At 71.1% G+C, this 23,341-nt stretch carries 18 protein-coding genes and 1 riboswitch; of the genes, 11 read left to right on the top strand and 7 right to left on the bottom strand.

Features of this window, described 5'->3' with window-relative positions; all coding sequences use genetic code 11:
* Positions 1 to 43: 43 nt before the first annotated feature.
* Positions 44 to 200: riboswitch (TPP riboswitch) on the top strand.
* A complete protein-coding gene (gene thiC / locus ACJ6WD_RS06145) occupies positions 195 to 1,979 on the top strand; it encodes a phosphomethylpyrimidine synthase ThiC (protein ID WP_233657285.1) in 1,785 nt (594 codons plus the stop codon). It overlaps the preceding riboswitch by 6 nt.
* A gap of 120 nt (positions 1,980 to 2,099) precedes the next feature.
* On the opposite strand, the gene ACJ6WD_RS06140 is transcribed toward thiC, so the two are convergent.
* From ACJ6WD_RS06140 to ACJ6WD_RS06130, 3 genes are all read right to left on the bottom strand, one after another.
* Positions 2,100 to 2,981, bottom strand: coding sequence for a hypothetical protein (locus tag ACJ6WD_RS06140; RefSeq protein WP_233657286.1), 882 nt, complete (start codon positions 2,979 to 2,981; stop codon positions 2,100 to 2,102).
* A 210-nt stretch (positions 2,982 to 3,191) separates the two neighbouring features.
* A complete protein-coding gene (locus ACJ6WD_RS06135) occupies positions 3,192 to 4,235 on the bottom strand; it encodes a metallophosphoesterase (protein ID WP_376437804.1) in 1,044 nt (347 codons plus the stop codon).
* 280 nt (positions 4,236 to 4,515) lie between these two features.
* The gene (locus ACJ6WD_RS06130; protein WP_233657287.1) at positions 4,516 to 5,616 is read right to left on the bottom strand and encodes a LacI family DNA-binding transcriptional regulator; all 1,101 of its coding nucleotides are present in this window, start codon (positions 5,614 to 5,616) and stop codon (positions 4,516 to 4,518) included.
* A gap of 431 nt (positions 5,617 to 6,047) precedes the next feature.
* Here ACJ6WD_RS06130 and hisC point away from each other — a divergent pair, with 431 nt between their 5' ends.
* Complete coding sequence (gene hisC, locus ACJ6WD_RS06125) at positions 6,048 to 7,127, top strand: histidinol-phosphate transaminase (RefSeq protein ID WP_376437799.1); 1,080 nt, start codon at positions 6,048 to 6,050, stop codon at positions 7,125 to 7,127.
* 99 nt (positions 7,128 to 7,226) lie between these two features.
* On the opposite strand, the gene ACJ6WD_RS06120 is transcribed toward hisC, so the two are convergent.
* Positions 7,227 to 7,595: a cyclophilin-like fold protein gene (locus ACJ6WD_RS06120; RefSeq protein ID WP_233657289.1), complete on the bottom strand. Its 369-nt coding sequence runs from the start codon at positions 7,593 to 7,595 to the stop codon at positions 7,227 to 7,229.
* Between the two features lie 258 nt (positions 7,596 to 7,853).
* Between ACJ6WD_RS06120 and ACJ6WD_RS06115 the strand changes: the two genes are divergently transcribed.
* The 4 genes from ACJ6WD_RS06115 to ACJ6WD_RS06100 all read left to right on the top strand — a co-directional run bounded on the left by ACJ6WD_RS06115 (position 7,854) and on the right by ACJ6WD_RS06100 (position 15,962).
* A complete protein-coding gene (locus ACJ6WD_RS06115; RefSeq protein ID WP_233657290.1) occupies positions 7,854 to 9,362 on the top strand; it encodes a cytochrome ubiquinol oxidase subunit I in 1,509 nt (502 codons plus the stop codon).
* A 9-nt stretch (positions 9,363 to 9,371) separates the two neighbouring features.
* Complete coding sequence (gene cydB / locus ACJ6WD_RS06110) at positions 9,372 to 10,373, top strand: cytochrome d ubiquinol oxidase subunit II (protein ID WP_016570822.1); 1,002 nt, start codon at positions 9,372 to 9,374, stop codon at positions 10,371 to 10,373.
* A 52-nt stretch (positions 10,374 to 10,425) separates the two neighbouring features.
* Positions 10,426 to 14,100 carry a thiol reductant ABC exporter subunit CydD gene (gene cydD / locus ACJ6WD_RS06105; protein ID WP_407615262.1) on the top strand — a complete coding sequence of 1,225 codons (3,675 nt, stop codon included), beginning with the start codon at positions 10,426 to 10,428 and terminating at the stop codon, positions 14,098 to 14,100.
* Positions 14,101 to 14,285: 185 nt separating this feature from the next.
* Complete coding sequence (locus ACJ6WD_RS06100; protein ID WP_233657372.1) at positions 14,286 to 15,962, top strand: GAF domain-containing protein; 1,677 nt, start codon at positions 14,286 to 14,288, stop codon at positions 15,960 to 15,962.
* Positions 15,963 to 16,196: 234 nt separating this feature from the next.
* Here the strand turns inward: ACJ6WD_RS06100 and ACJ6WD_RS06095 are convergent, their stop codons facing one another.
* Entirely contained in the window at positions 16,197 to 17,078 is an 882-nt protein-coding gene (locus tag ACJ6WD_RS06095) for an HAD hydrolase family protein (protein WP_407615261.1), read from the bottom strand.
* A 111-nt stretch (positions 17,079 to 17,189) separates the two neighbouring features.
* Between ACJ6WD_RS06095 and ACJ6WD_RS06090 the strand changes: the two genes are divergently transcribed.
* The 3 genes from ACJ6WD_RS06090 to pspAB all read left to right on the top strand — a co-directional run bounded on the left by ACJ6WD_RS06090 (position 17,190) and on the right by pspAB (position 19,849).
* Complete coding sequence (locus ACJ6WD_RS06090; protein WP_407615260.1) at positions 17,190 to 18,086, top strand: LLM class flavin-dependent oxidoreductase; 897 nt, start codon at positions 17,190 to 17,192, stop codon at positions 18,084 to 18,086.
* Positions 18,087 to 18,286: 200 nt separating this feature from the next.
* Positions 18,287 to 19,186 carry a zinc metalloprotease HtpX gene (gene htpX, locus ACJ6WD_RS06085; protein ID WP_016570627.1) on the top strand — a complete coding sequence of 300 codons (900 nt, stop codon included), beginning with the start codon at positions 18,287 to 18,289 and terminating at the stop codon, positions 19,184 to 19,186.
* A gap of 99 nt (positions 19,187 to 19,285) precedes the next feature.
* Positions 19,286 to 19,849, top strand: a complete 564-nt coding sequence (pspAB, locus tag ACJ6WD_RS06080) for a PspA-associated protein PspAB (protein WP_016570626.1) — start codon at positions 19,286 to 19,288, stop codon at positions 19,847 to 19,849.
* A gap of 24 nt (positions 19,850 to 19,873) precedes the next feature.
* Here pspAB and ACJ6WD_RS06075 read toward each other — a convergent pair whose 3' ends face one another.
* Together ACJ6WD_RS06075 and ACJ6WD_RS06070 are read right to left on the bottom strand one after the other, a co-directional pair.
* Positions 19,874 to 20,416: an RNA 2'-phosphotransferase gene (locus ACJ6WD_RS06075; protein ID WP_407615259.1), complete on the bottom strand. Its 543-nt coding sequence runs from the start codon at positions 20,414 to 20,416 to the stop codon at positions 19,874 to 19,876.
* A gap of 118 nt (positions 20,417 to 20,534) precedes the next feature.
* Positions 20,535 to 21,149, bottom strand: coding sequence for a PadR family transcriptional regulator (locus ACJ6WD_RS06070; protein ID WP_233657295.1), 615 nt, complete (start codon positions 21,147 to 21,149; stop codon positions 20,535 to 20,537).
* Positions 21,150 to 21,332: 183 nt separating this feature from the next.
* Here ACJ6WD_RS06070 and ACJ6WD_RS06065 point away from each other — a divergent pair, with 183 nt between their 5' ends.
* Together ACJ6WD_RS06065 and ACJ6WD_RS06060 are read left to right on the top strand one after the other, a co-directional pair.
* A complete protein-coding gene (locus ACJ6WD_RS06065; protein WP_407615258.1) occupies positions 21,333 to 21,923 on the top strand; it encodes a hypothetical protein in 591 nt (196 codons plus the stop codon).
* Positions 21,920 to 23,269 carry a carotenoid oxygenase family protein gene (locus tag ACJ6WD_RS06060; protein WP_407615257.1) on the top strand — a complete coding sequence of 450 codons (1,350 nt, stop codon included), beginning with the start codon at positions 21,920 to 21,922 and terminating at the stop codon, positions 23,267 to 23,269. Before ACJ6WD_RS06065 ends, ACJ6WD_RS06060 begins: the two co-directional genes overlap by 4 nt.
* Positions 23,270 to 23,341 lie beyond the last annotated feature (72 nt).

Genomic DNA, 23,341 nt, shown 5'->3' with positions numbered 1-23,341 from the left:
CCCCCTGTTCACACCGACGCCTCGGCCGCTACCGTGGTGGCACCTTTGCAATCGCGGGAGCTCGGAGCACCGGGCTGAGAGGGCGCTGACCTCCGTCCCAGCGGTGTTTCACGTGAAACACCGGATGACGGAAGCCGCTGCGTCGACCGCCGAACCTGTTACCGGGTAATGCCGGCGTAGGGAGTTGGGTCTACATGACTCTGCAGGATGCACGCACGCCTGAAAACGGCTCGGCCGACGGCGAAAAGCCGCAGATCGGCTGGCACAAGGGCTACGTTTCCGGATCGCGTCCGGACCTCCGGGTCCCGGTCCGGCGGGTGCACCTCACCAACGGCAAGGACGTGACGCTCTACGACACGTCAGGGCCGTACACCGATCCCCAGATCGAAACCGACGTTCGCCGCGGTCTGGCGCCGCTGCGCGAGAACTGGATCATCACCCGGGGCGACACCGAGGAGTACGCGGGCCGCCCGATGCGTCCCGAGGACGACGGGATCAAGCACACGTCACCGCGCGGTGGCCTGCGCAACCTCGACGCGGTCTTCCCCGGCCGGCCGCGCCAGCCGCGTCGCGGCCGGGGCGGCACCCCGGTCTCCCAGCTCGCGTACGCCCAACGTGGCGAGATCACCGCGGAGATGGAGTACGTCGCCGTCCGCGAGAACGTCTCCCCCGAGTTCGTGCGGGACGAGATCGCGGCGGGCCGGGCGGTGCTGCCGGCCAACATCAACCACCCGGAGATCGAGCCGATGATCATCGGCAAGAACTTCCTGGTGAAGGTGAACGCCAACATCGGCAACTCCGCGGTCACGTCGTCGATCGAGGAGGAGGTCGAGAAGATGACCTGGGCGACCCGCTGGGGCGCCGACACGGTCATGGACCTCTCCACCGGCCGCAACATCCACACCACCCGTGAGTGGGTGCTGCGCAACTCCCCCGTCCCCATCGGCACCGTCCCCCTCTACCAGGCGCTGGAGAAGGTCGACGGCAAGGCCGAGGAGCTGACCTGGGAGATCTACAAGGACACCGTCATCGAGCAGGCCGAGCAGGGCGTCGACTACATGACGGTGCACGCCGGCGTGCTGCTCCGCTACGTCCCGCTCACCGCCAACCGGAAGACCGGCATCGTCTCCCGCGGTGGCTCGATCATGGCGGCGTGGTGCCTGGCGCACCATCAGGAGTCCTTCCTCTACACGCACTTCGAGGAACTCTGCGACATCCTCGCCGCCTACGACGTCACCTTCTCCCTCGGTGACGGTCTGCGTCCCGGCTCCATCGCGGACGCCAACGACGAGGCGCAGTTCGCCGAGCTGCGGACCCTCGGCGAGCTGAACACGATCGCCAAGCGGCACGGCGTGCAGACCATGATCGAGGGCCCGGGCCACGTCCCGATGCACAAGATCAAGGAGAACATCGACCTCCAGCAGGAGATCTGCGAAGAGGCCCCGTTCTACACGCTCGGCCCGCTCACCACCGACATCGCGCCCGCCTACGACCACATCACCTCGGGCATCGGCGCCGCGATGATCGCCTGGTGGGGCACGGCGATGCTCTGCTACGTCACGCCCAAGGAGCACCTGGGCCTCCCGGACCGCGACGACGTGAAGACCGGCGTCATCACCTACAAGATCGCGGCCCACGCGGCGGACCTCGCCAAGGGACACCCCGGCGCCCAGGAATGGGACGACGCGCTCTCCGACGCCCGCTTCGAATTCCGCTGGGAGGACCAGTTCAACCTGGCCCTCGACCCGGACACCGCCCGCGCCTTCCACGACGCGACGCTGCCCGCCGAACCGGCCAAGACGGCCCACTTCTGCTCGATGTGCGGGCCGAAGTTCTGCTCCATGAAGATCTCCCAGGACATTCGCCGCGAGCACGGCGGTGCGCTGGCCGCCGACGCCGACGCCGCGGCCGGAATGGCGGAGAAGTCGCGGGAGTTCGCGGCGGCCGGCAACCGCGTCTACCTGCCGATCGCGGACTGAGCCGACGGGACCGACCGGGAACGGCCCGAAGACGTGCGGCGCGTGCGTCTTCGGGCCGTCCGCCCGTTCGTCAACGCGGCCGGGCACCGCGGGGCACCAACGCGGGCGTCCGCGCGGCAGCTACTCCGGCCGGCGTTCCGGCCCCCCGTAGTCGGGGCTGGTGAAGTCCGGGCTGGAGTAGCGGGGGCGGGACCAGGAGGCGTCGGTGTCGCGGCTGCTGAAGCGGGGACGGGTGTAGCCGAGCGTGGGGGTGCGGCGCTCCTCGGCCGGTGCGGGGCGGGGCACGTACCGGACCGGATCGTCCTCGGGGTCGGCCGCGGGATCGGCCAGCGCCTCGCGCAGGAAGGGCAGCAACCCGCGGTCCAGGAGGGCCTGCCGCCAGGCGTCGTGGGCGCTGTCCAGCGCGGCGGCCCGCTCCTTGGCCGCCGTGTCCCGGGCCGTGCCGTTGCGCAGCGCGGTGACGACCACGCAGCCCATGGCGACCAGTGCCCCGGCGGCGGCCAGCCCTGCGAAGACCCAGCCGACGCTGATCAGGGGCCGGGAGACGGCCGGGTCCGGGTCGACGGCGCGCAGCACGTAGCCGATGACGAGGAAGAGGACGGCCGCGATGCCGGCGAGCACCGGCACGAGGACGGTGGCCATCGCGGCGAGCCCGAACCCGGCAGGATCGGACTCCGGCTCGTCGTCCGCGGTGGCCGGTCCGGTGCGTTCGTCAGAGGTCTGGTCCGCCGACGGACCGCCACCTCCGGCGCCGGACGCGGCGGTCGACGGGGCGCGCAGCTCGGTGCGCAGCCGTATGAAGCGTTCGTATTCGGCCGTCGCGCAGGCGGCGATCGCGCTGGTCGCGCTGAGCGCCATCATGCGCAACTGCTCGCTGCTGAGCCGGTTTCCGGCGGCAGCGGCGAGATCGTCCGGGCGGTTTTCGGCGGTGCGCAGCGCCTCATCGAGGATCCGCGCGAATTCCGCGCGGTCCTCGTTCAGCAGGTGCGGAGCGCTGTTCATGTGGATCCCCCGAAGCTCCGTAGGGCCGTACGGGCCGGCCGGGGGCCGGGCGCCGGGCGGAAACGGAGGAGAGCCTGCTACGGATAGACCGATGGTAGAGCGCCGCCGGCGCGGGGTGACAGAGAGTTTGCGGAATTTGCCTGATGCCGCGACCGATTCCCGTCCTATCTGATAACAGGTCGGGACGGCATCGGACCGTCGGAGGAACCGTCAGCCCGCCAACGGGAGTTGGCAGACCAGCAGCTTTCCGGCCATCGTGACACCGCCGTCCATCGCGATGGCCAGACCGTCCGCGTAGACGTGCGGGCCGTCCACGGCGACGCCGTCGTCCTCGCCATCCTCCGCGCCGACCTCGCCCAGCAGGTACGGGATCGGGCTGTGGCCGTGCACGACGCGGTTGCCGCCGTAGGCGTCGAGCAGTTCGCGCACGGCCTGCGCGCCGGCCTCGTCGCGGAAGGCGAACCGCTTGGTGAACTTGCGGAAGAGGTCCCAGACTTCGTCGGCGTCGCTGCGCGTCAGCACGTCGTGGACGGTGTCGTTGACCTCCTCGATCGACGCGCCGTATTCGAGGTAGGCGGTGGTGTCGGAGTGCACGAGCAGGTGCCCGTCCTCCTCCATCACGGCGTCCAGGCGGGCCATCCACTGGAGGTGGTGGTCCTCCAGGCGGTCCATGTCGTTCTTCTGGCCGCCGTTGAGCAGCCACGCCGCCTGGAAGGAGGCGGTGCCGGCGCCGGACTGCACGGGCGTGTCGCCGAACCGCTTGGCGCCCAGCAGCAACAGCTCGTGGTTGCCCATCAGGGCCTTGCAGTAGCCGCCGGCCGCCGCGGCCTCGGCGGAGAGCTGCATGACCAGGTCGATGACGCCGATACCGTCCGGACCGCGGTCGGTGAAGTCGCCGAGGAACCAGAGCCGGGCGGTGCCGGCGGCCCACGTGCCGTCGGCGTCGATCAGCCCCTCGGCCTCCAGCGCGGCGCGCAGCTCGTCGTAGTAGCCGTGCACGTCGCCGACGACGTACAGCGGGCCCAGGCCCTCCGGCGCGGCGGCCGGCTCCTGCGCCGCCAGCACGGACGGGTGGTCGATGAGGGTGTCCGTGCGCGTGATGACCGGCAGGTCGCGGGCGGTCGGGGTGTACTCCTCGGGCATCTGCACCGGAGGCGCGGCGGGCGGCGCGACCGGGGGTGCGGCCGGCGCCTGGAGCGGTTGCCCGGCGGGTGCCGGGGGCGGCGGAACGGACTCCGGAGGTTGTGCCCCCATGGTCCACACCATGGGTCCCTGACTGGCCCCCTGAGTCATCGACCCCTCCACCGTTGCGCCGCCGTGCACCTCTCGGACCTTTGCCTGGTCGACGGCGGTCCGCAGTGTCGTGCGCCCATCATAGGAACGCCGCTCGCGGGTTGTGACGCACCCGGGGGTGATCAATCCTGCGAAGCCCGGCGTTCGCGATGGATTTCTCCCGGGATCAGCCCGTTTTTTCCTCGGCGGAGCGGGCGCCCGCAGCTCGCCGGGGCGCCTGGCCCGTCGTGCCGGGGCGCGCTCAGTCGCCGGCCGGGCCCCGCGGCGGGCTGACCGTCGTCCTCGGGGAGCGGCGTTGCGAGGAGGTGCGCACGATCAGATCGGTCGGTATCACCTGCTCGACCGGGCACGTGCTGTCGAGCCCCTCGATGGCGTCGATCAGGATCTGGACCACGGCGGTGCCGATGCGCCGCGGCTTGAGCGAGAGCGTCGTGATCGGCGGCTCGGTGGTGGCGTAGACGGTGGACTCGCTGCAGCACACCAGCAGCAGGTCGTCCGGTACCCGCAGTCCGTAGCGGCGGGCCGCGGCGAGCAGGTCGGTGCCGTTGGGGTCGAAGAGCCCGTAGACCGCGTCCGGCCGGTCCGGGCGGGCCAGCAGCCGGTCCGCGGCCACGGCGCCCGCCCGCGGGTCGTACGCGGGGTACGACTCGTAGACCGGGGCCTGACCGACCCGCTCGCACCAGTTCAGGTAGGCGGTGGTCGACAGCCGGGTGTAGGTGTCGGTGGTGGTGCCCGTGAGCAGTCCGATGCGGCGGGCGCCGGCCTCGGCGAGGTGGTCGAGCAGGCCGAGGACGGCTGCCTCGTGGTCGTTGTCGACCCAGCCGGTGACCGGGATGGTGCCGCCGGGGCGCCCGTCGGAGACGACCGGGATGCCGTGCCGGACGAGTTCGGTCAGGACCGGGTCGCCGTCGGCCGGGTCGATGACGACGGTGCCGTCGAGGGCGACGTTGGACCAGACGTCGTGCCGGGAGGTCGCGGGCAGGATGACCAGGGCGTAGCCGCGGGCCAGCGCGGCGGAGGTGGCGGCTCTGGCCATCTCCGCGAAGTACGCGAACTCGGTGAAGGTGAAAGGTTCATCCCCGTAGGTGGTCACGGTCAGGCCGATGAGGCCCGACTTGCCGGTACGGAGCGTGCGGGCGGCCGCGGACGGGCGGTAGCCCAGCCGGTCGGCCACCTCGCGGACGTGGCTACGGGTGGCATCCGGAAGCCGGCCCTTGCCGTTGAGCGCGTCGGAGACAGTCGTGATCGATACACCGGCTGCGGCGGCCACGTCCCGGATGCCCGCGCGTCCCAGTCGGCGACCGGACGACCGGCCCACCTGGTGCTTCCCTGCTGCTGTCATGGCGAGCCGATAGTAGGGCTCGCTACGGCCATTCGCGGGTGACCGCCGACGGCCGCAAGAAGGCACGTTTCTGCATGGTGATGTGCCGTCAGTTGCCTTGTGATTGAAGGAACTTGCCGGCTCTGATGGGTCTATGGGTGGAGTGGGGAGTGGTCTGCCTGGCGATATGCCCAGGTCTCGAAGAGGTCTCAAGTCACCTTGACGAGGGACGCGCGCCACGGAGTGAGCCACCGGCGCGCGCTGCATCGCTTAGCGCTCCCCTTCGGATGCACGCCCGGCGCTCGCCACGGCGGAGCCCGCGGGAAGGCCCGCGGAAGGCCCGTGGGAGCGCCCGCGGGAGGGCTGTCACTTCGGGGCCTGACGCCGGACGGGGCAATCCTCATAAGGTGTGCAGTATTGGAGTCGAGAGGGATGGTTGAGGAGGACCTGCGGTGAGCGAGAAGACCCCGAGGCTGCGTGCTGCGCTGGACGGCATCCCCACCTACAAGCCGGGGCGGCCGGCGGCGGCCGGCGGGCCGGTCGCCTACAAGCTGTCCTCCAACGAGAACCCCTACCCGCCGCTGCCGGGCGTCCTGGAGAGTGCGGTGGCGGCCGCCGGGTCGTTCAACCGTTACCCGGACATGGCGTGCACCGGCCTGATGGCGGAGTTGGCGGACCGGTTCTCGGTACCGGTGGACCACCTGGCGACCGGCACCGGATCCGTGGGCGTGGCCCAGCAGCTGGTCCAGTCGACGGCCGGTCCCGGGGACGAAGTGATCTACGCCTGGCGGTCGTTCGAGGCGTATCCGATCGTCACCCAGGTCTCCGGTGCGACGTCGGTGCAGGTGCCGCTGACCTCCGGTGAGGTGCACGATCTGGACGCGATGCTGGCGGCGATCACCGAGCGGACCCGGTTGATCTTCGTCTGCAACCCCAACAACCCCACCGGCACCGTCGTGCGCCGTGCGGAGCTGGAGTCCTTCCTGGACCGGGTGCCGGACGACGTGCTGGTGGTGCTGGACGAGGCGTACCGCGAGTTCATCCGCGACGCGGACGTGCCGGACGGGATCGAGCTCTACCGCGACCGCCCCAACGTGTGCGTGCTGCGCACCTTCTCCAAGGCGTACGGCCTGGCGGGGCTGCGGGTGGGCTTCGCGGTGGCGCACCCGGAGGTGGCCGCCGCGCTGCGCAAGACGGCGGTGCCGTTCGGCGTCAGCCAGCTCGCGCAGGAGGCGGCGGTGGCGTCGCTGCGCAGCGAGGCGGCGCTGCTGGAGCGGGTCGACGCGCTGGTCGTCGAGCGGACGCGGGTGTACGACGCGCTGGTGGCGCAGGGTTGGACCGTCCCGGCGTCGGAGGCGAACTTCGTCTGGCTGCGGTTGGGGGACCGGACCACCGCGTTCGCCGAGGCGTGCGAGCGGGCCGGGGTGGTCGTGCGGCCGTTCGCGGGCGAGGGCGTGCGCGTGACGATCGGCGAGGAGCCGGCGATGGACCTGTTCCTGGAGGCGGCGGCGGAGTTCCGCAAGGTTCTGTAGTCGTCTTCCGGTCCGTCGGCGGCGTGCTGCCGTCGGGCGGGCGGTGCGTTTCGAGGCCGTGGGTCCCTGTCCGACCCGCGGCCTCCGGCGTGTGCGGCCTCAGGCCTTCTGGACGTGGATGGCGTCGCCGCTGCGGACGGTGGCCAGCGCGCGCGGGTCGCCGTCGACGCGGCCCAGGACGTTGCAGGGGGAGGCGAGTCGGGACTCGTCGCCGCGGGATATCGGGGTCGGCCCGTAGGGGAGCGCGAGGGCGTTGCCCTCGGTCCAGAAGGCGACCGTGCCGGGGTCGACGACCTGGCGGGCGTCGGACTCCAGGGCGGGGGTGAGCCCGGTGTCGAAGTAGACCTCCTCGCCCCAGGTGTTCGCCGTGCCGTGGAGCGGCAGGGCGGCGAGGAGCGCGGTGGCGGTCGGGGTGTCGTCGAGGGTGGCGGTCACGTGCCCGGCGGGCCAGGAGATGCGGATCTTCATGGCGACGAATTCAACAATATGTTGAAGCCGCGCGGAAGGGCGTGGACATAACCTCGGCATAAACGTTCACGGGCCATGGATTCGAGCGTGACCGCAGTCACGTACCCCCCTTCCCCAAGGTGAGAGGCGCATGGGTAATAATGCTTGTGAATGTGAACGCGTTCACAAGCTCACGTCCTGATGCGTGGCGTCTCGCGCGCCGCAAAAAGGACATACCTGCCGTGAAGCGGCGATGCAAGGACGTAAGGAGGTCGCGACGTGGAACTGGCTCTGGCGCCGGAGACTATGGCGCGATGGCAATTCGGCATCACGACCGTCTACCACTTCCTGTTCGTCCCGCTGACGATCTCCCTCGCCGCTTTGGTGGCCGGACTTGAGACCGCATGGGTGCGAACCGGTAAGCAGAAGTACCTCAAGGCCACCAAGTTCTGGGGCAAACTGTTCCTGATCAATATCGCGATGGGTGTCGTCACCGGCATCGTCCAGGAATTCCAGTTCGGCATGAACTGGTCGGACTACTCGCGGTTCGTCGGGGACGTCTTCGGTGCGCCGCTCGCCTTCGAAGCCTTGATCGCGTTCTTCTTCGAGTCCACGTTCATCGGTCTGTGGATCTTCGGCTGGGACAAGCTGCCGAAGAAGCTCCACTGCTTCTGCATGTGGATGGTGTCCATAGGCACGATCCTCTCGGCGTACTTCATCCTCGCCGCCAATTCCTGGATGCAGCACCCGGTCGGTTACAAGTACAACCACGTCACCGGACGGGCCGAGCTGACCGACTTCTGGAAGGTGCTGACGCAGGACACCACCCTCGTCGTCGTCTTCCACACCCTGACCGCGGCGTTCCTGACCGGTGCCGCCTTCATGGTCGGCGTCTCCGCGTACCACCTGATGCGCAAGAAGCACGTCAAGGTCATGCGGACGTCGCTGCGGCTCGGCCTGGTCACCCTGGTCATCGCCGGCATGCTCACCGCGATCAGCGGTGACTCGCTCGGCAAGGTCATGTTCAAGCAGCAGCCGATGAAGATGGCCTCGGCCGAAGCGCTGTGGGACAAGGCCGCGCCGGCACCGTTCTCGGTCTTCTCGTACGGCGACGTCGCCAAGGGCCACAACAAGGTCGCCATCGAGATACCGGGCCTGCTCTCCTTCCTGGCGCACAGCGACTTCTCCTCGCCGGTCCCCGGCATCAACGACGTCAACAAGGCCGAGCAGCAGAAGTTCGGGCCCGGTGACTACCGGCCCAACATCCCGGTCACCTACTGGGGCTTCCGCTGGATGATCGGCTTCGGGATGACGTCCTTCGTCATCGGTCTGGCCGGTCTGTGGCTCACCCGCAGGAAGTTCTGGCTCGCGCCCGCGCTGCGGACCGGCGACGAGGAACCACCGCACCTCGCGCTCACCAAGGACAAGGTGCTGGGTGAGCGCCTGGCCAAGTGGTACTGGCGACTGGCCTTCGTCACCCTCGGCTTCCCGCTGATCGCCAACTCGTGGGGCTGGATCTTCACCGAGATGGGCCGCCAGCCCTGGGTCGTCTACGGCGTGCTGCGCACCCGTGACGCGGTCTCGCCAGGCGTCACGCAGGGCGAAGTGATCACGTCCCTGGTCGTCTTCACCACGCTCTACGCGATCCTCGCCGTGGTCGAGGTGCGGCTGCTGGCGAAGTACATCAAGGCCGGACCCCAGGAACTCACCGACTCCGACCTCAACCCGCCCACCAAGATCGGTGGAGACTCCACCGACGCCGACCGGCCGATGGCCTTCTCGTACTAGGAGGCGACCGTGCAACTCCACGACATCTGGTTCGTCATCATCGCCTTCCTCTGGACCGGGTACTTCTTCCTGGAGGGCTTCGACTTCGGGATCGGCGTGCTCACCAAGCTGCTGGCCCGGGATCGGAGCGAGCGGCGGGTGCTGATCAACACCATCGGCCCGGTCTGGGACGGCAACGAGGTCTGGCTGCTCAGTGCGGGCGGCGCGACCTTCGCCGCCTTCCCGGACTGGTACGCGACCCTCTTCTCCGGGTTCTACCTGCCCCTGCTGCTGATCCTGGTCTGCCTGATCGTGCGCGGGGTGGCGTTCGAGTACCGCGCCAAGCGGCCCGAGGAGTACTGGCAGCGCAACTGGGAGCACGCGATCTTCTGGACCTCGCTGCTGCCCGCGGTGCTGTGGGGCGTGGCCTTCGGCAACATCGTCCACGGCGTGAAGATCGATGCCCACAAGGAGTACGTCGGCGGCCTGCTCGACCTGCTCAACCCGTACGCGATCCTCGGCGGTCTGGTGACGCTGACGCTGTTCACCTTCCACGGTGCGGTGTTCGCCTCGCTGAAGACCGTGGGGGACATCCGGGAGCGGGCGCGCAGGATGGCGGGTGTCCTCGGACTGATCACCGCCGTGCTCGCGATCGGGTTCCTGGCGTGGACCCAGGCCGACCGGGGGAACGGCAGCAGCCTGGTCGCCATGGTCGTCGCCGTGGTGGCGCTGGTCGCCGCGCTCGGGGCCAACAAGCTCGGGCGTGAGGGCTGGGCGTTCGCGTTCTCCGGGATCACCATCGCGGCGGCGGTCGCGATGCTGTTCCTGACGCTCTTCCCGAACGTCATGCCGTCCACGTTGAACGAGAGCTGGAGCCTCACGGTCAGCAACGCCTCGTCCAGCCCCTACACCCTGAAGATCATGACGTGGTGCGCCGGGATCGCCGCGCCGCTCGTGATGCTCTACCAAGGGTGGACCTATTGGGTGTTCCGCAAGCGGATCGGCACCCAGCACATCGCCGAAGCCCACTAGCTGAGTCCCGCCCCGCCCGGCCAGGGCGGGGCGGGAGAACGGAAGGTTTCACGTGAAACCGGTCGACCCGCGCCTGCTCCAGTACGCCCGTGCCACCCGCGGATTCCTCATCGCGGTGGTGGTGCTGGGGCTTGCCGGCGCGGGCCTGGTCATCGGTCAGGCCATGCTGATCGCGGAGATCGTGGTCGGAGCCTTCCAACACGATCTCGCCCTCGACGCGCTGGTCACGCCGGTGGCGCTGCTCGCCGCCATCTCCGTCGGCCGGGGGCTGGTCTCCTGGCTCACCGAACTGGCCGCGCACCGCGCCAGCGCGGCGGTCAAGTCCGAACTGCGGATGCGGCTGACCGAGCGGGCCACGGCGCTCGGCCCCGGGGCTGCGGTCCAGCGCGCGGACGGGACCGAGGACGCCGGCACCTTGGAGCTGCGGACCGGGGAGCTGACGAACCTGGCCACCCGCGGCATCGACGCCCTCGACGACTACTTCGCCCGGTACCTGCCGCAGTTGGGGCTGGCGGTCGTGGTGCCGATCGCGGTGCTGGTCCGGATCGTCACCGGGGACTGGATCTCCGCGCTGACGATCGTGATCACCCTGCCGTTGATCCCGCTCTTCATGGTCCTCATCGGCTGGGCCACCCAGTCGCGGATGGACCGCCAGTGGCGGCTGCTCGCCCGGCTCTCCGGGCACTTCCTCGATGTCGTCGAGGGCCTGCCGACCCTCAAGATCTTCGGCCGGGCCAAGGCCCAGGCCGCTTCCATCCGCGCGATCACCGACGAGTACCGCCAGGCCACCCTGCGCACCCTGCGGATCGCGTTCCTCTCCTCGTTCGCGCTCGAACTCCTCGCCACCATCTCGGTGGCGCTGGTCGCGGTCGGCATCGGCATGCGCCTGGTGCACGGCGAACTCGACCTCTACACAGGGCTGCTGGTGCTGGTGCTGGCGCCCGAGGCGTACCTGCCGCTGCGGCAGGTGGGGGCGCAGTACCACGCGGCGGCCGAAGGGCTCTCGGCGGCGGAGGAGATCTTCGCCGTGCTGGAGACCCGGCCGCGGACGCCCGGCACGGCGCCCGCGCCCGACGGCACCGGGCTGACCGTCGAGCAGCTGGTGGTCCGCCACCGCGGGCGCAGCGCGGCGTCGCTGCCGGCGACCTCGTTCGAGGTCCGGCCCGGCGAGACCGTCGCGCTGGTCGGCCCCTCCGGCGCCGGCAAATCGACGCTGCTGAGCGTGGTGCTCGGCTTCACCGAACCGTCCGAGGGGCGGGTCCTCGTCGATGGACAGGACGTCGCCGACCTCTCCCCCGCCGACTGGCGCAGCCGGATCGCCTGGGTGCCGCAGCATCCGCACCTCTTCGCCGGCTCCATCGCGGAGAACGTCCGGCTGGTGCGGCCGGACGCCGACGACGCGGCGGTCCGCACGGCGCTGGGCGAGGCCGGCGCGCTGGACTTCGTCGATGCGCTGCCCGACGGCCCGGCCACCCGGCTCGGGGAATCCGGCTCCGGGCTCTCCGCCGGCCAGCGCCAGCGCATCGCGCTCGCCCGTGCCTTCCTCGCCGACCGCCCGGTCGTGCTGCTCGACGAGCCCACCGCCAATCTGGACGGTGAGACCGAGCAGGCCCTGGTCGAGGCGGTGGGCCGGCTCGCGGTCGGGCGCACGGTCCTGATGGTCGTCCACCGGCCGGCGCTGCTGGCGGTGGCGGACCGTACGGTGCGGTTGGCGGCGCCCGAGGTGGCCGACGGGTCCGTGGCACCGGCGGTGGCGGCAGTCTCCGCGCCGGGTCCGGATGCCGGTGCGGTCCCGGCCGCCGAGCCGGTCCCGCCGGTGGTCGGTGGGTCGGAGCCGGGTGGCTCCGTGCCGGGTTCCGCGCGTTCCGCGCTGGGACGGCTGCGGGGGCTGGCCCGGGCCCGGCGGGCGCGCCTGGGGCTCGCGTTGCTGCTCGGCAGCCTCGCCCTGGGCTGCGCGGTGGGCCTGATGGCGACCTCCGGCTGGCTGATCTCGCGGGCCTCGCAGGAGCCGCCGGTGCTGTATCTGATGGTGGCGGTGACCGCGACCAGGGCGTTCGGCATCGGCCGGGCGGTCTTCCGGTACGCCGAGCGACTGGTGGCGCACGACGCGGTGTTCCGGATGCTCGCCGACGTCCGGGTGGCCGTCTTCCGACGGTTGGAACGGCTGGCCCCGGCCGGACTCAAGGAGCGCCGCCGCGGCGATCTGCTGTCGCGGCTGGTCGCGGACGTCGATGCGGTGCAGGACTACTTCCTCCGCTGGTTGCTGCCCGTCGGGGCGGCACTGCTGGTCGGCGTGGGCACCGTCGCGTTCACCGGCTGGCTGCTGCCGGAAGCCGGGGTGATCCTCGCGGGCGGACTGCTGCTCGCCGGGGCCGGGGTGCCCGCGCTGTCGAGTGCGCTGGCCCGGCGTGCGGAGCGCCGGCTGGCCCCCGCCCGAGGGGTGCTCGCCACCCGGGTCGTCGATCTCCTCACCGGTACCGCGGAGTTGACGGTCGCCGGGGCCCTCGGGGCCCGCACGGAGGGGGTGCGCCGCGCGGACCGGGACCTGACCCGGATCGCCTCGCGTTCGGCCACCGCGGCCGGGGCGGGGGCCGGCCTCTCGGCGCTGCTGTGCGGGCTGACCGTGGCCGCCGCCGCGGTGGTGGGCATCCAGGCCGTGCACGCGGGCCGGCTGGCCGGCGTGGAACTGGCCGTCATCGTGCTCACCCCGCTCGCCGCGTTCGAGGCGGTCGCCGGGCTGCCGCTGGCCGCGCAGTACCGGCGTCGCACCCGGCACGCCGCGGACCGGGTGTTCGAGGTGCTGGACGCGCCGGCGCCGGTTCGTGAGCCGGACGCCCCCGTGGCCGCGCCCGACGCGCCGTTCCCGCTGACCGTGAGCGGTCTGACCGCACGGCACCCCGGGCAGGAGGAACCGGCGCTGGACGGCGTCGGCTTCACCCTGGCACCGGGCCGCCGGCTCGCCGTCGTCGGCCCGTCCGGATCCGGCAAGACCACGCTCGCGCAGGTGCTGTTGCGCTTCGTGGACCGCGAGTCGGGGACCTACACCCTGGCCGGGACGGACGCGCAGGAGATGGCCGGCGACGCGGTGCGACGGCTGGTGGGGCTGTGCGCGCAGGACGCGCACCTCTTCGACAGCTCGCTGCGGGAGAACCTCCGGCTCGCCCGGCGGGACCGCAGCGCCGGTGCGGGCGGTGCCGACGACCAGGACCTCTGGGACGCGCTCGACCGGGCGCGGCTGGCGGACTGGGTGCGTGGGCTGCCCGACGGCCTGGACACCATGGTCGGGGAGCACGGCGCCCGGCTCTCGGGCGGCCAGCGGCAGCGGCTCGCCCTGGCGCGGGCCCTGCTCGCGGACTTCCCGGTGCTCGTGCTCGACGAGCCGGCCGAGCACCTCGACCTGGCCACGGCCGACGCGCTGACCGCCGATCTGCTGGCGGCCACCAAGGGCCGGACCACGCTGCTGATCACGCACCGGCTCGCCGGGCTGGACGCGGTCGACGAGGTGTTGGTGCTGGACCGCGGCCGGGTGGCGCAGCGTGGTGCTTACGCGGAGTTGGCCGCGGTCGACGGTCCGTTCCGGCGGATGCTGGAGCGTGAGCGGGCGGTGGACGCGGCGTATCCGCGGATGGTGACCGGCGGGGACGGGAGCGTGCGGGAGGACGCCGAGCGGGTGCCCGCGGGGGCGTCCGCCGGCGCAGGCGCCGACGTGGCCGCGTTCTCGGGATGACGGTCGGGACCGGCGCCGGGCCCGGGAGGGCGCGGGCCGGTCGTCCGTGGGGGGGGGCGGGCCCGTGCCGGAGAACTGAACTTTCCCCTGAAATGGCCCCTTATTAGGCTCGGGGCATGGCAGTCACGGCAGGATCGCCCCCAGACCCCGTGGACACCGCACGCGCCGGTGGACGCCCGGACCCCATGGACGCCGCCACCGAGGCCACCCGCAGCCTCCAGGGACTGTCGTCCGAGCTGACCGCCCGGGTCCCACAGCTGTTGGAGGCGATGCGCACGGTCGGCGCCGGGCTGGACCTGCACATCACCCTGGACCGGATCGTGGAGACCGCCGCCGAGCTCGCCGATGCGCGCTACGCCGCGATCGGGATCATCGACGACGCCCGGGAAGGGCTGTCGGACTTCGTGACCTACGGCGTCACCGGAGAGCAGCACGAACGCATCGGCGCGCTGCCCGACGGCCACAAGGGCCTGCTCGGTGCGCTGATCCACGACCCGAAGCCGGTGCGGCTGGCGGACCTCACCCAGGACCCCCGCTCGGCGGGCTTCCCGCCCGGGCACCCGCCGATGCGGTCGTTCCTCGGGGTGCCGATCCGCGTTCAGGGCGAGATCTACGGCAACCTCTACCTGACCGAGAAGCGCGGCGGGGAGTTCAGCGAAGAGGACCTGCACATGGTGCGGGTGCTGGCCACCGAGGCCGGGATCGCGATCGGCAACGCCCGGTTGTACGCCGCGACCCGGCAGCGGGAGCGGTGGATCGACGGTTCGGTGGCGGTGACCACCGAGCTGCTCGCCGGCAGCGACGTCGACGACGCGCTCGCGGTCGTCGCCGAACAGGCCAGGAAGCTGGCGGATTCGACGGCCGGCATCGTGCTGCTGCCGGACGAGGACGGCGGGTTGGAGGTCGTCGCGGTGTCGGCCGACGACCCGACCGGAATCCTGGGGACCCAGATCCCGCCCGACAGCCCGGTGACCGAGCAACTCCTCGCCGGCGAACCGGTCTTCGTGGACGACTCGGCCAGCGATCCGCGGATGGTCACCGATCTCGCGCCGCGGTTCGGCCCCAGCATGCTGCTGCCGCTCAAGAGTGGTGGGCGGGTGCTCGGCACCCTCGCCACACCGCGGGGCCGTGGCGCCCGGGCGTTCTCCGCCGCCGAGCGGACCCTCGCCACGCAGTTCGCCGCACAGGCCGCGCTGGCGCTGGTGCTGGCCGACGCGCAGCGCGACCGGGAGCGGCTGGCGGTCTACGAGGACCGCGACCGGATCGCCCGTGACCTGCACGACCTCGTGATCCAGCGGCTGTTCGCGACCGGGATGATGTTGGAGAGCGCGCAGCGCAAGACCGTGGTGCCGGAGGTGGCCCGGCGGGTCGGCAAGGCCATCGACGAACTCGACATCACCATCCAGGAGATCAGGACCGCGATCTTCGCCCTCCAACAGAGCCCGGCCGAGGCGCCGTCGGGGCTCCGGACCCGGGTCCTGCGGGAGATCGGCACGGCTGCCGTACCGCTCGGCTTCCAGCCGTCGGCGCAGTTCGTCGGCCCCGTGGACTCCCGCGTCGGGGAGCGGGCCGGCAAGAACCTGATCGCCGCGCTGCGGGAGGCGTTGTCGAACGCCTTCCGGCACGCCGGGGCATCCCGGATCGAGGTCGTGATCGACGCGACGGCCAGCTTGCCGGACGGCACTCCCGGTGTCCGGTTGACCGTCGCCGACGACGGGGTGGGGATTGCGCGGGGCGGGCGCCGCAGCGGCCTCAAGAACCTCGCCAAGCGGGCGGAGTCGCTGGGTGGGTCCAGCACGTACGGTCCCGGGCTGGGCGAGGAGGACGGGGGGACGATGGTGACCTGGGAGGCGCCGCTTTAGGGGGAACGGGGGCGATGGCTGCCCCGGCCGGACGCGTGGTTTCACGTGAAACGGCCTTCTCTTTCCCGGAGTTGATCGTTTCACGTGAAACGTCTCGGTCCGGGAAGCTGTGCGTGGTTTCACGTGAAACCACGCGCACCGCGTGGAACTGCTGAATGAACGCGTCAGCTGAGCGAGGGCGTCAACCAGCGGTCCGTTGTCGCTTCGGGGGCGGCGGCACCGTCCCCGACGTTCTCACCGCTGGCGCAGGATCTGCTCGATCACGGCGGCCACGCCGTCGTCGTTGTTGGACGCCGTGCGACCCGTCGTCGCCGCCAGCACGTCCGGGTGGGCGTTGGCCATGGCGTACGAGGTGCCTGCCCAGGTGAGCATCTCGATGTCGTTCGGCATGTCACCGAAGGCGACCACCTCGTCCGGCGAGATCCCGCGCTCCGCGCAGCAGCGGGCCAGGGTGCCGGCCTTGCTGACGCCCAGGCCGCTGATCTCCAGGAGCGCGGTGGGGCTGGACCGGGTGAAGGACGCCAGGTGGCCAGAGGCGGCCCGGGCGAGGGTGAGGAAGGCGTCGGGGTCCAGCTCGGGGTGGTGCGCCAGCAGCTTGAGCACCGGGTGGTCGCAGGCGCTGCTGGCACTCTTCGTCGGACCGGGGCTGGACGGTGCGGCGAAACCCTCGGCGAGGAGCTTCTCCGCGGGCGCGATGACCGCGGCCGGGTCGAGGAGGAAGGGCGGGTACTGCGGCTCGTAGTGGATGCCGCTGGTGCGCTCCACGGCGAAGGTGGTGCCGGGAGCCGCCTCGCGCAGGGCGTGGACGACGTCGAGCGCCACTGTGTGGTCCAGCGGGCTGACCTCGACGATCCGGTTCTCCCGGTGCAGATCGACGACGGCCGCGCCGTTCGCGCAGATCGCCAGGCCGTGGCCGTGCACGTGATCGCTGACCACGTCCATCCAGCGAGCCGGACGCCCGGTGACGAAGAACACCTCGATGCCCGCCTTCTCCGCGGCGGCGAGCGCGGCGATCGTCCGGCCGGAGACCGTCTTGTCGTCGTGCAGCAGGGTGCCGTCGAGATCGGTGGCGATCAGCCGGGTGGGCCGGGGCGGCGTGGCGGGGGCATCAGTCACGGGGCCATCTTCGCGTACCGGCACGTACAGGCGTGCGGTGGGTGGTGGACCGGAGTCCGGTGCCCAGGTGGCCGGGCGGGGTTTCCGCGGCGCCCCCGTACGCTCGAATGCATGCGAGTGAGCACTGTGATCCTGCCTGTCCGCCGCTGGTCCGAGGGCGGGAAGGAGACCTGGCAGCGCGCCGAGGAACTCGGGTTCCACGCTGCGTACACGTACGACCACCTTTCCTGGCGGGACTTCCGCGACCAGACCTGGTTCGGCGCCCTCCCGACGCTGACCGCGGCCGCCACCGCGACCTCCCGGATGCGACTGGGCACCCTCGTCACCTCGCCGAACTTCCGGCACCCGGTCACCCTCGCCAAGGAACTGATCTCCCTCGACGACATCAGCGCGGGCCGCGTCACGCTGGGCATCGGCGCCGGCGGCAACGGCTTCGACGCGACCGCGCTGGGCCAGGAGCCCTGGTCGCCGCGGGAGCGGGCCGATCGCTTCGCCGAGTTCACGGCGCTGTTGCACCAACTGCTGACCCAGGACGCCGTCTCGCACCGCGGCACGCACTACTCCGCGGACGAGGCGCGCAACGTCCCCGGCTGCGTGCAGCGGCCGCGGCTGCCGTTCGCGGTGGCGGCCACCGGCCCGCGCGGGCTGAAGCTGGCGGCCCGCTACGGCCAGGCGTGGGTGACCACCGGTGACCCCAAGGTGTCGAACGCGGGCGGCACCCCGGCCGAGTCGCGGGAGGCCATCCGCAGGCAGGTCGACGGCCTGGCCAAGGCGTGTGCGGACCAGGGCCGTGATCTCGACGACCTCCAGAAGATCATGCTGACCGGCTTCACCCCGGACCAGCCGCTGGACTCCTTGGACGCCTTCGTGGACTTCGCCGGCCGCCATGCCGAGCTGGGCATCGACGAACTGGTCGTCCACTGGCCGATCGCCGATTCGATCTTCGCCACCGACCCGGCGGTCTTCGAGCGGATCGCCACCGAGGGGCTCGCCCAGCTCGGCGCGTAGCCGCGTCCGGCTGCGCATCGGCGACGAAGGGCCGCACATCCTGGTGCGCCCTGGCCTCCGGCCGGGGCTTTACCCGGTATATAGCCACCAAGAGGGAGAATTGGGGCAGCGGCGCAGTGTGCGAGCCCTGGCGCCCGTCGGATGACGGCGCGTGCCCGGGTCGGTGCACTGCGCGAAGTGCGGTGCGTAGTGGAGGAGCCATGGCACAGACCCGATTCGCCCCGGACCGTGGGCTGACCTCGCGCATGGTCATGACGATGTTCTTCATCGGGCTGCTGTACGTCGTGGTCGTCAGTGCGCTGGTGGTGCTGCTCAAGGGCGCCTGGGTGGTGGTCCTGTTGATCGCCGGGGCCATGTTCGTCGCCCAGTTCTGGTTCAGCGATCGGATCGCGGCCTTCAGCATGGGGGCGCACGAGGTCACGCCGGAGCAGGCGCCCGAACTGCACGGCGCCGTGGACCGACTCTGCGCGCTGGCCGACATGCCCAAGCCGCGGGTCGCGATCGCCGAGTCGGACGTGCCGAACGCCTTCGCCACCGGCCGCAACCAGAAGAACTCCATGGTCTGCGCCACGACCGGGCTGCTCAGGCGGCTGGAGCCGGAGGAGCTGGAGGGCGTCTTGGCGCATGAGCTCTCCCACGTCGCCCATCGCGACGTCGCGGTGATGACCATCGCTTCGTTCCTCGGCGTCCTGGCCGGGATCATCACCCGCGCCGCCCTGTGGAGCGGCGTCGGGCGCAACAACCGGGACCAGAACGCCGCCATCGCGGTGCTGATCGTCACCGCCGTCAGCGTCGTCGTGTACGCCATCAGCTTCCTGCTGACCCGGCTGCTCTCCCGCTACCGCGAACTGTCCGCGGACCGGGCCGCGGCGATACTGACCGGTCGCCCCTCGGCGCTGGCGTCCGCCCTGACGAAGGTCACCGGCCAGATCGCACGGATCCCCACCGAGGACCTCCGCAAGGCCCAGCCGTTCAACGCCTTCTACTTCGCCCCGGCGTTCAACAAGGAGAGCTTCAGCCAGCTGCTGTCGTCGCACCCCACGCTGGAGCAGCGGCTCGACCAGCTGGGCCGGATAGCGGCGCAGTTGGGGCGGCCGTGAACGGCTGCCGGCGGGACGGCAGCGACCGACGCACGGCGATGTTTCCCGTGAAACACCTCGCCGCGTCACCGGAGCGAAGGATCAAGGAGTAAGCCGCGCATGGGATTTCTGGACGCCATCCTCGGCCGTAGCAAGCCGGTACGCCCGGATCTGGACCAGCTGTTCGCGCTGCCGTCCGCCGCGGTCACCCTGCAGGCCGCGGCGGGGTTCCTCCCCACCGGGCTGGGGTCGGTGTGTTTCGCGAGCGTCGAGGGCGGCGCCTTCTCACGCATCCAGGACGAGGCGCGAGCGTTGCTGGACGGCTCGGTGGAGTTCACGCAGGACGCGTACGGCTACACGTGGTTGTTGGTGCGGCATGCCCCGGAGGACGTGGCGGGCCTGGTCAACGATCTGCACGCGGTCAACACGTCGCTGGAAGAGGCGGGGTTCGGGCCGCAGTTGCTCTGCTCCCTGATCGGGTTCCGCGATGAGCGGCAGCGGTCGTTGGCGCTGGTCTATCTCTACAAGCGCGGCACGTTCTATCCCTTCGCGCCGCGACCCGAGGGTGGCGAGAAGCGGGACAACCCGCTCGAACTCCAGGTCCGGGCGATGCTCGGGGACGATCTGACGGTCGAGAAGGACCTGTCCCGGTGGTTCCCGGTGTGGGGAGCGCCCGGCCTTTGACCTGTGCGTTTCCTGAGAGGGAGATCAGCCGGGGAAGCGGAGGAACTCCGGCGGGACCCGTGCGGTGAGCCAGACCCCGTTGGCGCTGATGTGGAAGACGTGACCGGCCCGGTGCATCGCGCCCGCGTCGACCGTCAGCACGACCGGAGTGCCGCGCCGTGCGCCCACGCGGGTCGCGGTCTCGCGGTCCGGTGAGAGGTGCACCGCATGTCGGGACATCGGGCGCAGCCCCTCGCGCCGGATGGCGGCGACGCTCCGCTCCACCGTGCCGTGGAAGAGGAAGCCGGGCGGCACCGCCGGCGGCAGTCCGAGGTCGATGCGGACGGAGTGGCCCTGACAGGCACGGATGCGGTCGTGCTCCAGGGCGTAGCGCTGCTTGTCGTTGTCGGCGACCACGGTCTCCAGCTCCGCTCGGGAGAACCGGAAACCGTGTCGCGCGGCGGCGTCGATCAGCTCCGCCACGGGAACCCAGCCGTGGGCGTCGAGGGCGATGCCGATCCGCTCCGGCTCGTGGCGCAGGTGTTTCGCCAGGTACTTCGAAATACGCACGGAGCGCTGGTGGTTCATGGCTTCAGCATGCCGCGGCGTCCGTGCCGCGCCACCCGAAATTCGGCGCGGGGCGGACGGGCCGCGCGTCACCGCCGTCAGTGGGCGCGCAGGCGACGGTGAGCGTCGGGCGCGGCCCTCACGCGTTGTCGGGCCGCTCGGGGGCCGGCTCCCCGTCCAGCTCCGTCTGCTCCGCCTCGTACCGGGCGCGGGCCAGCTCGCTGGCCTTCCTGGCCTTGGCGCTGGTCACCTCGTCGGCGGCCCAGCGGGCCCATTCCTCCATCGTCGCGGACAACCGCAGGCCGTACTCCAGCGCGATCTGCCCGTAGACAGAGATCATTTCGTCGTCCCACTCGGTGCTTTCGTCGACCTGCTTGTAGGTCTCGTGCGCGCGGGCGGCGGCCTCGGCCTGCGTGAGGAGGTAGGTGCGCGCCTCGAGCGGGGTGAGGATGCCGAGGAAGAACACCCGCAGCAGGGCGTCGTGGCGCTGCTGGCCGATGGGTGCGACCTCGGTGAGCCAGTGCCGCAGCTCGGTCAGGCCGTCGTGGGTGATCGCGTATTCCTTGCGGCCGCGCGGGCCCTGGGCGGCGACCTCGACCAGGCCGGCGGTCGTGAGCTTGTTCAGTTCGCCGTAGACCTGGCTCTGGGTCGCCGGCCAGACGCTGGTGAGTGAGGCGTTGAACAGCTTCATCAGGTCGTAGCCGCTCGCCGGGGACTCGGAGAGCAGGCCCAGCACGGCATGTCTCAGGCTCATGACTCGCACTTTACCTTCCACAGTCGACATGTCAAAGCTGGACTTTCCAACTTCGACATGTCACCGTTGGAATGTCGCCGGGATGGGAACGCCGCTCCCGACGCAGCTGTAGCCGCGTCCGTCGGCCGGTGCAGCGTCGACCAGTCGCCCGACGCGATCGGGCGCGACCGAAATGGGGGGATCATGAATTACCTGCGGAGCTTCATTCCATGGCTGGTCTTCGCGGGGGTGTCCACGGCCGGCTGGCAGTGGGGGGCGCTCGCTGGACTGGTGGCCTCGGTGGCGCTGCTGATAGCGGACCGCGCCGCGGGACTCGACCTGGAATCCCGGCTGTTGGAGTATGGCACCATCGTCTTCTTCACGGGCCTGACCGCCGTCGCCTTCGCCCGCCCCGACAGTGGCGTCGAGGCGTACAGCAGCGCCCTGTCAGTGGGGTGGCTCGCGCTCATCGCCTGGGTCTCGCTCGCCGTGCGGCGCCCCTTCACCATGGCGATCGCCCGCCGGATGGCACCGCCCGAGGTCTGGCGCACCCCGCTGTTCCGGCGCATCAACATCACCATCACCGCGACATGGGCCCTGTCCTTCACCCTCAGTGCTGCCGCCCAGGTCGTGATAGCCGCCTACGGCTTCGGCGCGACCCTGTCGGTCCTCGTGCAGATCGCCGGATTCGTCCTTCCCCTCCGATTCACCGCCGTCTATCCGGACCGGGCACGGACCCGCTTCCTACAGCAGTCCGGCGCGCGGCTCGACGCCCAGGGAGGCATGACCTCATGAGCACAGCTCCGTCCACCACGCTGTCGGCCGCGTCGGCCGCACCGCCGCACCTGGCCGGCAACTTCGCCCCGGTCACCGACGAACTGACCGCCTACGACCTCCCGGTCACCGGCTCCATCCCGCCGGAGCTCACCGGCTGGTACCTGCGCAACGGTCCCAACCCGCAGGACGCCGACAGCCCGCACTGGTTCTTCGGGGACGGCATGGTCCACGGCGTGCGCCTGGAGGGCGGACGGGCCGTCTCCTACCGCAACCGCTGGGTGCGCACCTCGACCTTCGTCGACCGCGTCCGCGTCATCGACGCCCAAGGTCACCACGACCCGACCGCCGGGGTCGCCAACACCCACGTCGTCCGGCACGCCGGTCGCACGCTGGCGCTGGTCGAATCGTCCTTCCCCTACGAGATCGACTGCCGACCCGGGCACGAGTTGGAAACGGTCGGACCCCACGACTTCGGCGGCCGGCTCACCACGGCCATGACCGCCCACCCCAAAACCTGCCCCACCACCGCTGAGCTGCACTTCTTCGGCTACGGCCATTCCACGGGCCGCTACCTGACCTATCACCGCGCCGACGCCGCAGGGGAGTTGGAGCTCAGCCGTCCGATCGACGTCCCCGCTGCCACGATGATGCACGACTTCCATCTGACGGCCCGCCACGTCGTCTTCATGGACCTCCCGATGGTCCACGACCGTCAACGTCCCGGCATGCCGTACCGCTGGGATCCGGAGTACGGGGCCCGCTTGGGAGTGCTGCGCCGGGACGATCCGCACGGCGAGGTCCGCTGGCTGGCCATCGATCCCTGCTACGTCTTCCACGCGCTGAACGCCCATGACGACGGCGATCACCGGATCGTCCTCCACGTCTCCCGCTACGCCGCGCTGGACGGCCGCTCGACCCCCTGCCTCTGGCGCTGGACCATCGATCTCGCCACCGGCACCGTGGCCGAGGAGCAAATCGACGACCAGGCAGGTGAGTTCCCCCGAATAGACGACCGGCTCGCCGGACAGCCCGCCCGCTTCGGTCACGTCACCTCCGCCGACGGACCCGGCACCGGCGGACGCCCCGGCGCGCTGCTCCGCTACGACCTGAGGACCGGCGCGGCGGTGCGGTACGACTTCGGGCCGGGACGCACCCCGGGCGAGGCGGCGTTCGCTCCCGCCGACGACCGGCCGGGCGGACCGGGCTGGCTGATCACCTACGTCTATGACGCGACGAGCGACACCAGTGACCTGGTGATCCTCGACGCGGACGACCTCACGGCCGGCCCGGTCGCCACGGTGTCCCTGCCCCGCCGGGTGCCGTACGGCTTCCACGGCAACTGGTTGCCGGACCCGGCCGTGTGACGCCCCCCGGAGGGGCGGTCAGGCGGGAGGGCCCGCCCGGCGTGATCCTTGACAACTGCACAGTGCGGCAAG

The organism is Streptomyces sp. VTCC 41912 (genome assembly GCF_045799175.1).
In the GTDB taxonomy this organism is placed as follows: Bacteria; Actinomycetota; Actinomycetes; order Streptomycetales; family Streptomycetaceae; genus Streptomyces; species Streptomyces albulus_C.
This window is presented reverse-complemented; position numbering and strand designations above follow the sequence as displayed.

Excerpts from the sequence above, each read along its gene's own strand:
- ACJ6WD_RS06135 (WP_376437804.1), bottom strand. The coding sequence starts at position 4,235 with ATGGGGGCACAACCTCCGGAGTCCGTTCCGCCGCCCCCGGCACCCGCC.
- ACJ6WD_RS06090 (WP_407615260.1), top strand. The coding sequence starts at position 17,190 with ATGCGAGTGAGCACTGTGATCCTGCCTGTCCGCCGCTGGTCCGAGGGC.
- ACJ6WD_RS06140 (WP_233657286.1), bottom strand. The coding sequence starts at position 2,981 with ATGAACAGCGCTCCGCACCTGCTGAACGAGGACCGCGCGGAATTCGCG.
- ACJ6WD_RS06120 (WP_233657289.1), bottom strand. The coding sequence starts at position 7,595 with ATGAAGATCCGCATCTCCTGGCCCGCCGGGCACGTGACCGCCACCCTC.
- ACJ6WD_RS06065 (WP_407615258.1), top strand. The coding sequence starts at position 21,333 with ATGAATTACCTGCGGAGCTTCATTCCATGGCTGGTCTTCGCGGGGGTG.
- ACJ6WD_RS06075 (WP_407615259.1), bottom strand. The coding sequence starts at position 20,416 with ATGAACCACCAGCGCTCCGTGCGTATTTCGAAGTACCTGGCGAAACAC.
- htpX (WP_016570627.1), top strand. The coding sequence starts at position 18,287 with ATGGCACAGACCCGATTCGCCCCGGACCGTGGGCTGACCTCGCGCATG.
- ACJ6WD_RS06070 (WP_233657295.1), bottom strand. The coding sequence starts at position 21,149 with ATGAGCCTGAGACATGCCGTGCTGGGCCTGCTCTCCGAGTCCCCGGCG.
- ACJ6WD_RS06130 (WP_233657287.1), bottom strand. The coding sequence starts at position 5,616 with ATGACAGCAGCAGGGAAGCACCAGGTGGGCCGGTCGTCCGGTCGCCGA.
- pspAB (WP_016570626.1), top strand. The coding sequence starts at position 19,286 with ATGGGATTTCTGGACGCCATCCTCGGCCGTAGCAAGCCGGTACGCCCG.
- thiC (WP_233657285.1), top strand. The coding sequence starts at position 195 with ATGACTCTGCAGGATGCACGCACGCCTGAAAACGGCTCGGCCGACGGC.
- ACJ6WD_RS06060 (WP_407615257.1), top strand. The coding sequence starts at position 21,920 with ATGAGCACAGCTCCGTCCACCACGCTGTCGGCCGCGTCGGCCGCACCG.
- ACJ6WD_RS06100 (WP_233657372.1), top strand. The coding sequence starts at position 14,286 with ATGGACGCCGCCACCGAGGCCACCCGCAGCCTCCAGGGACTGTCGTCC.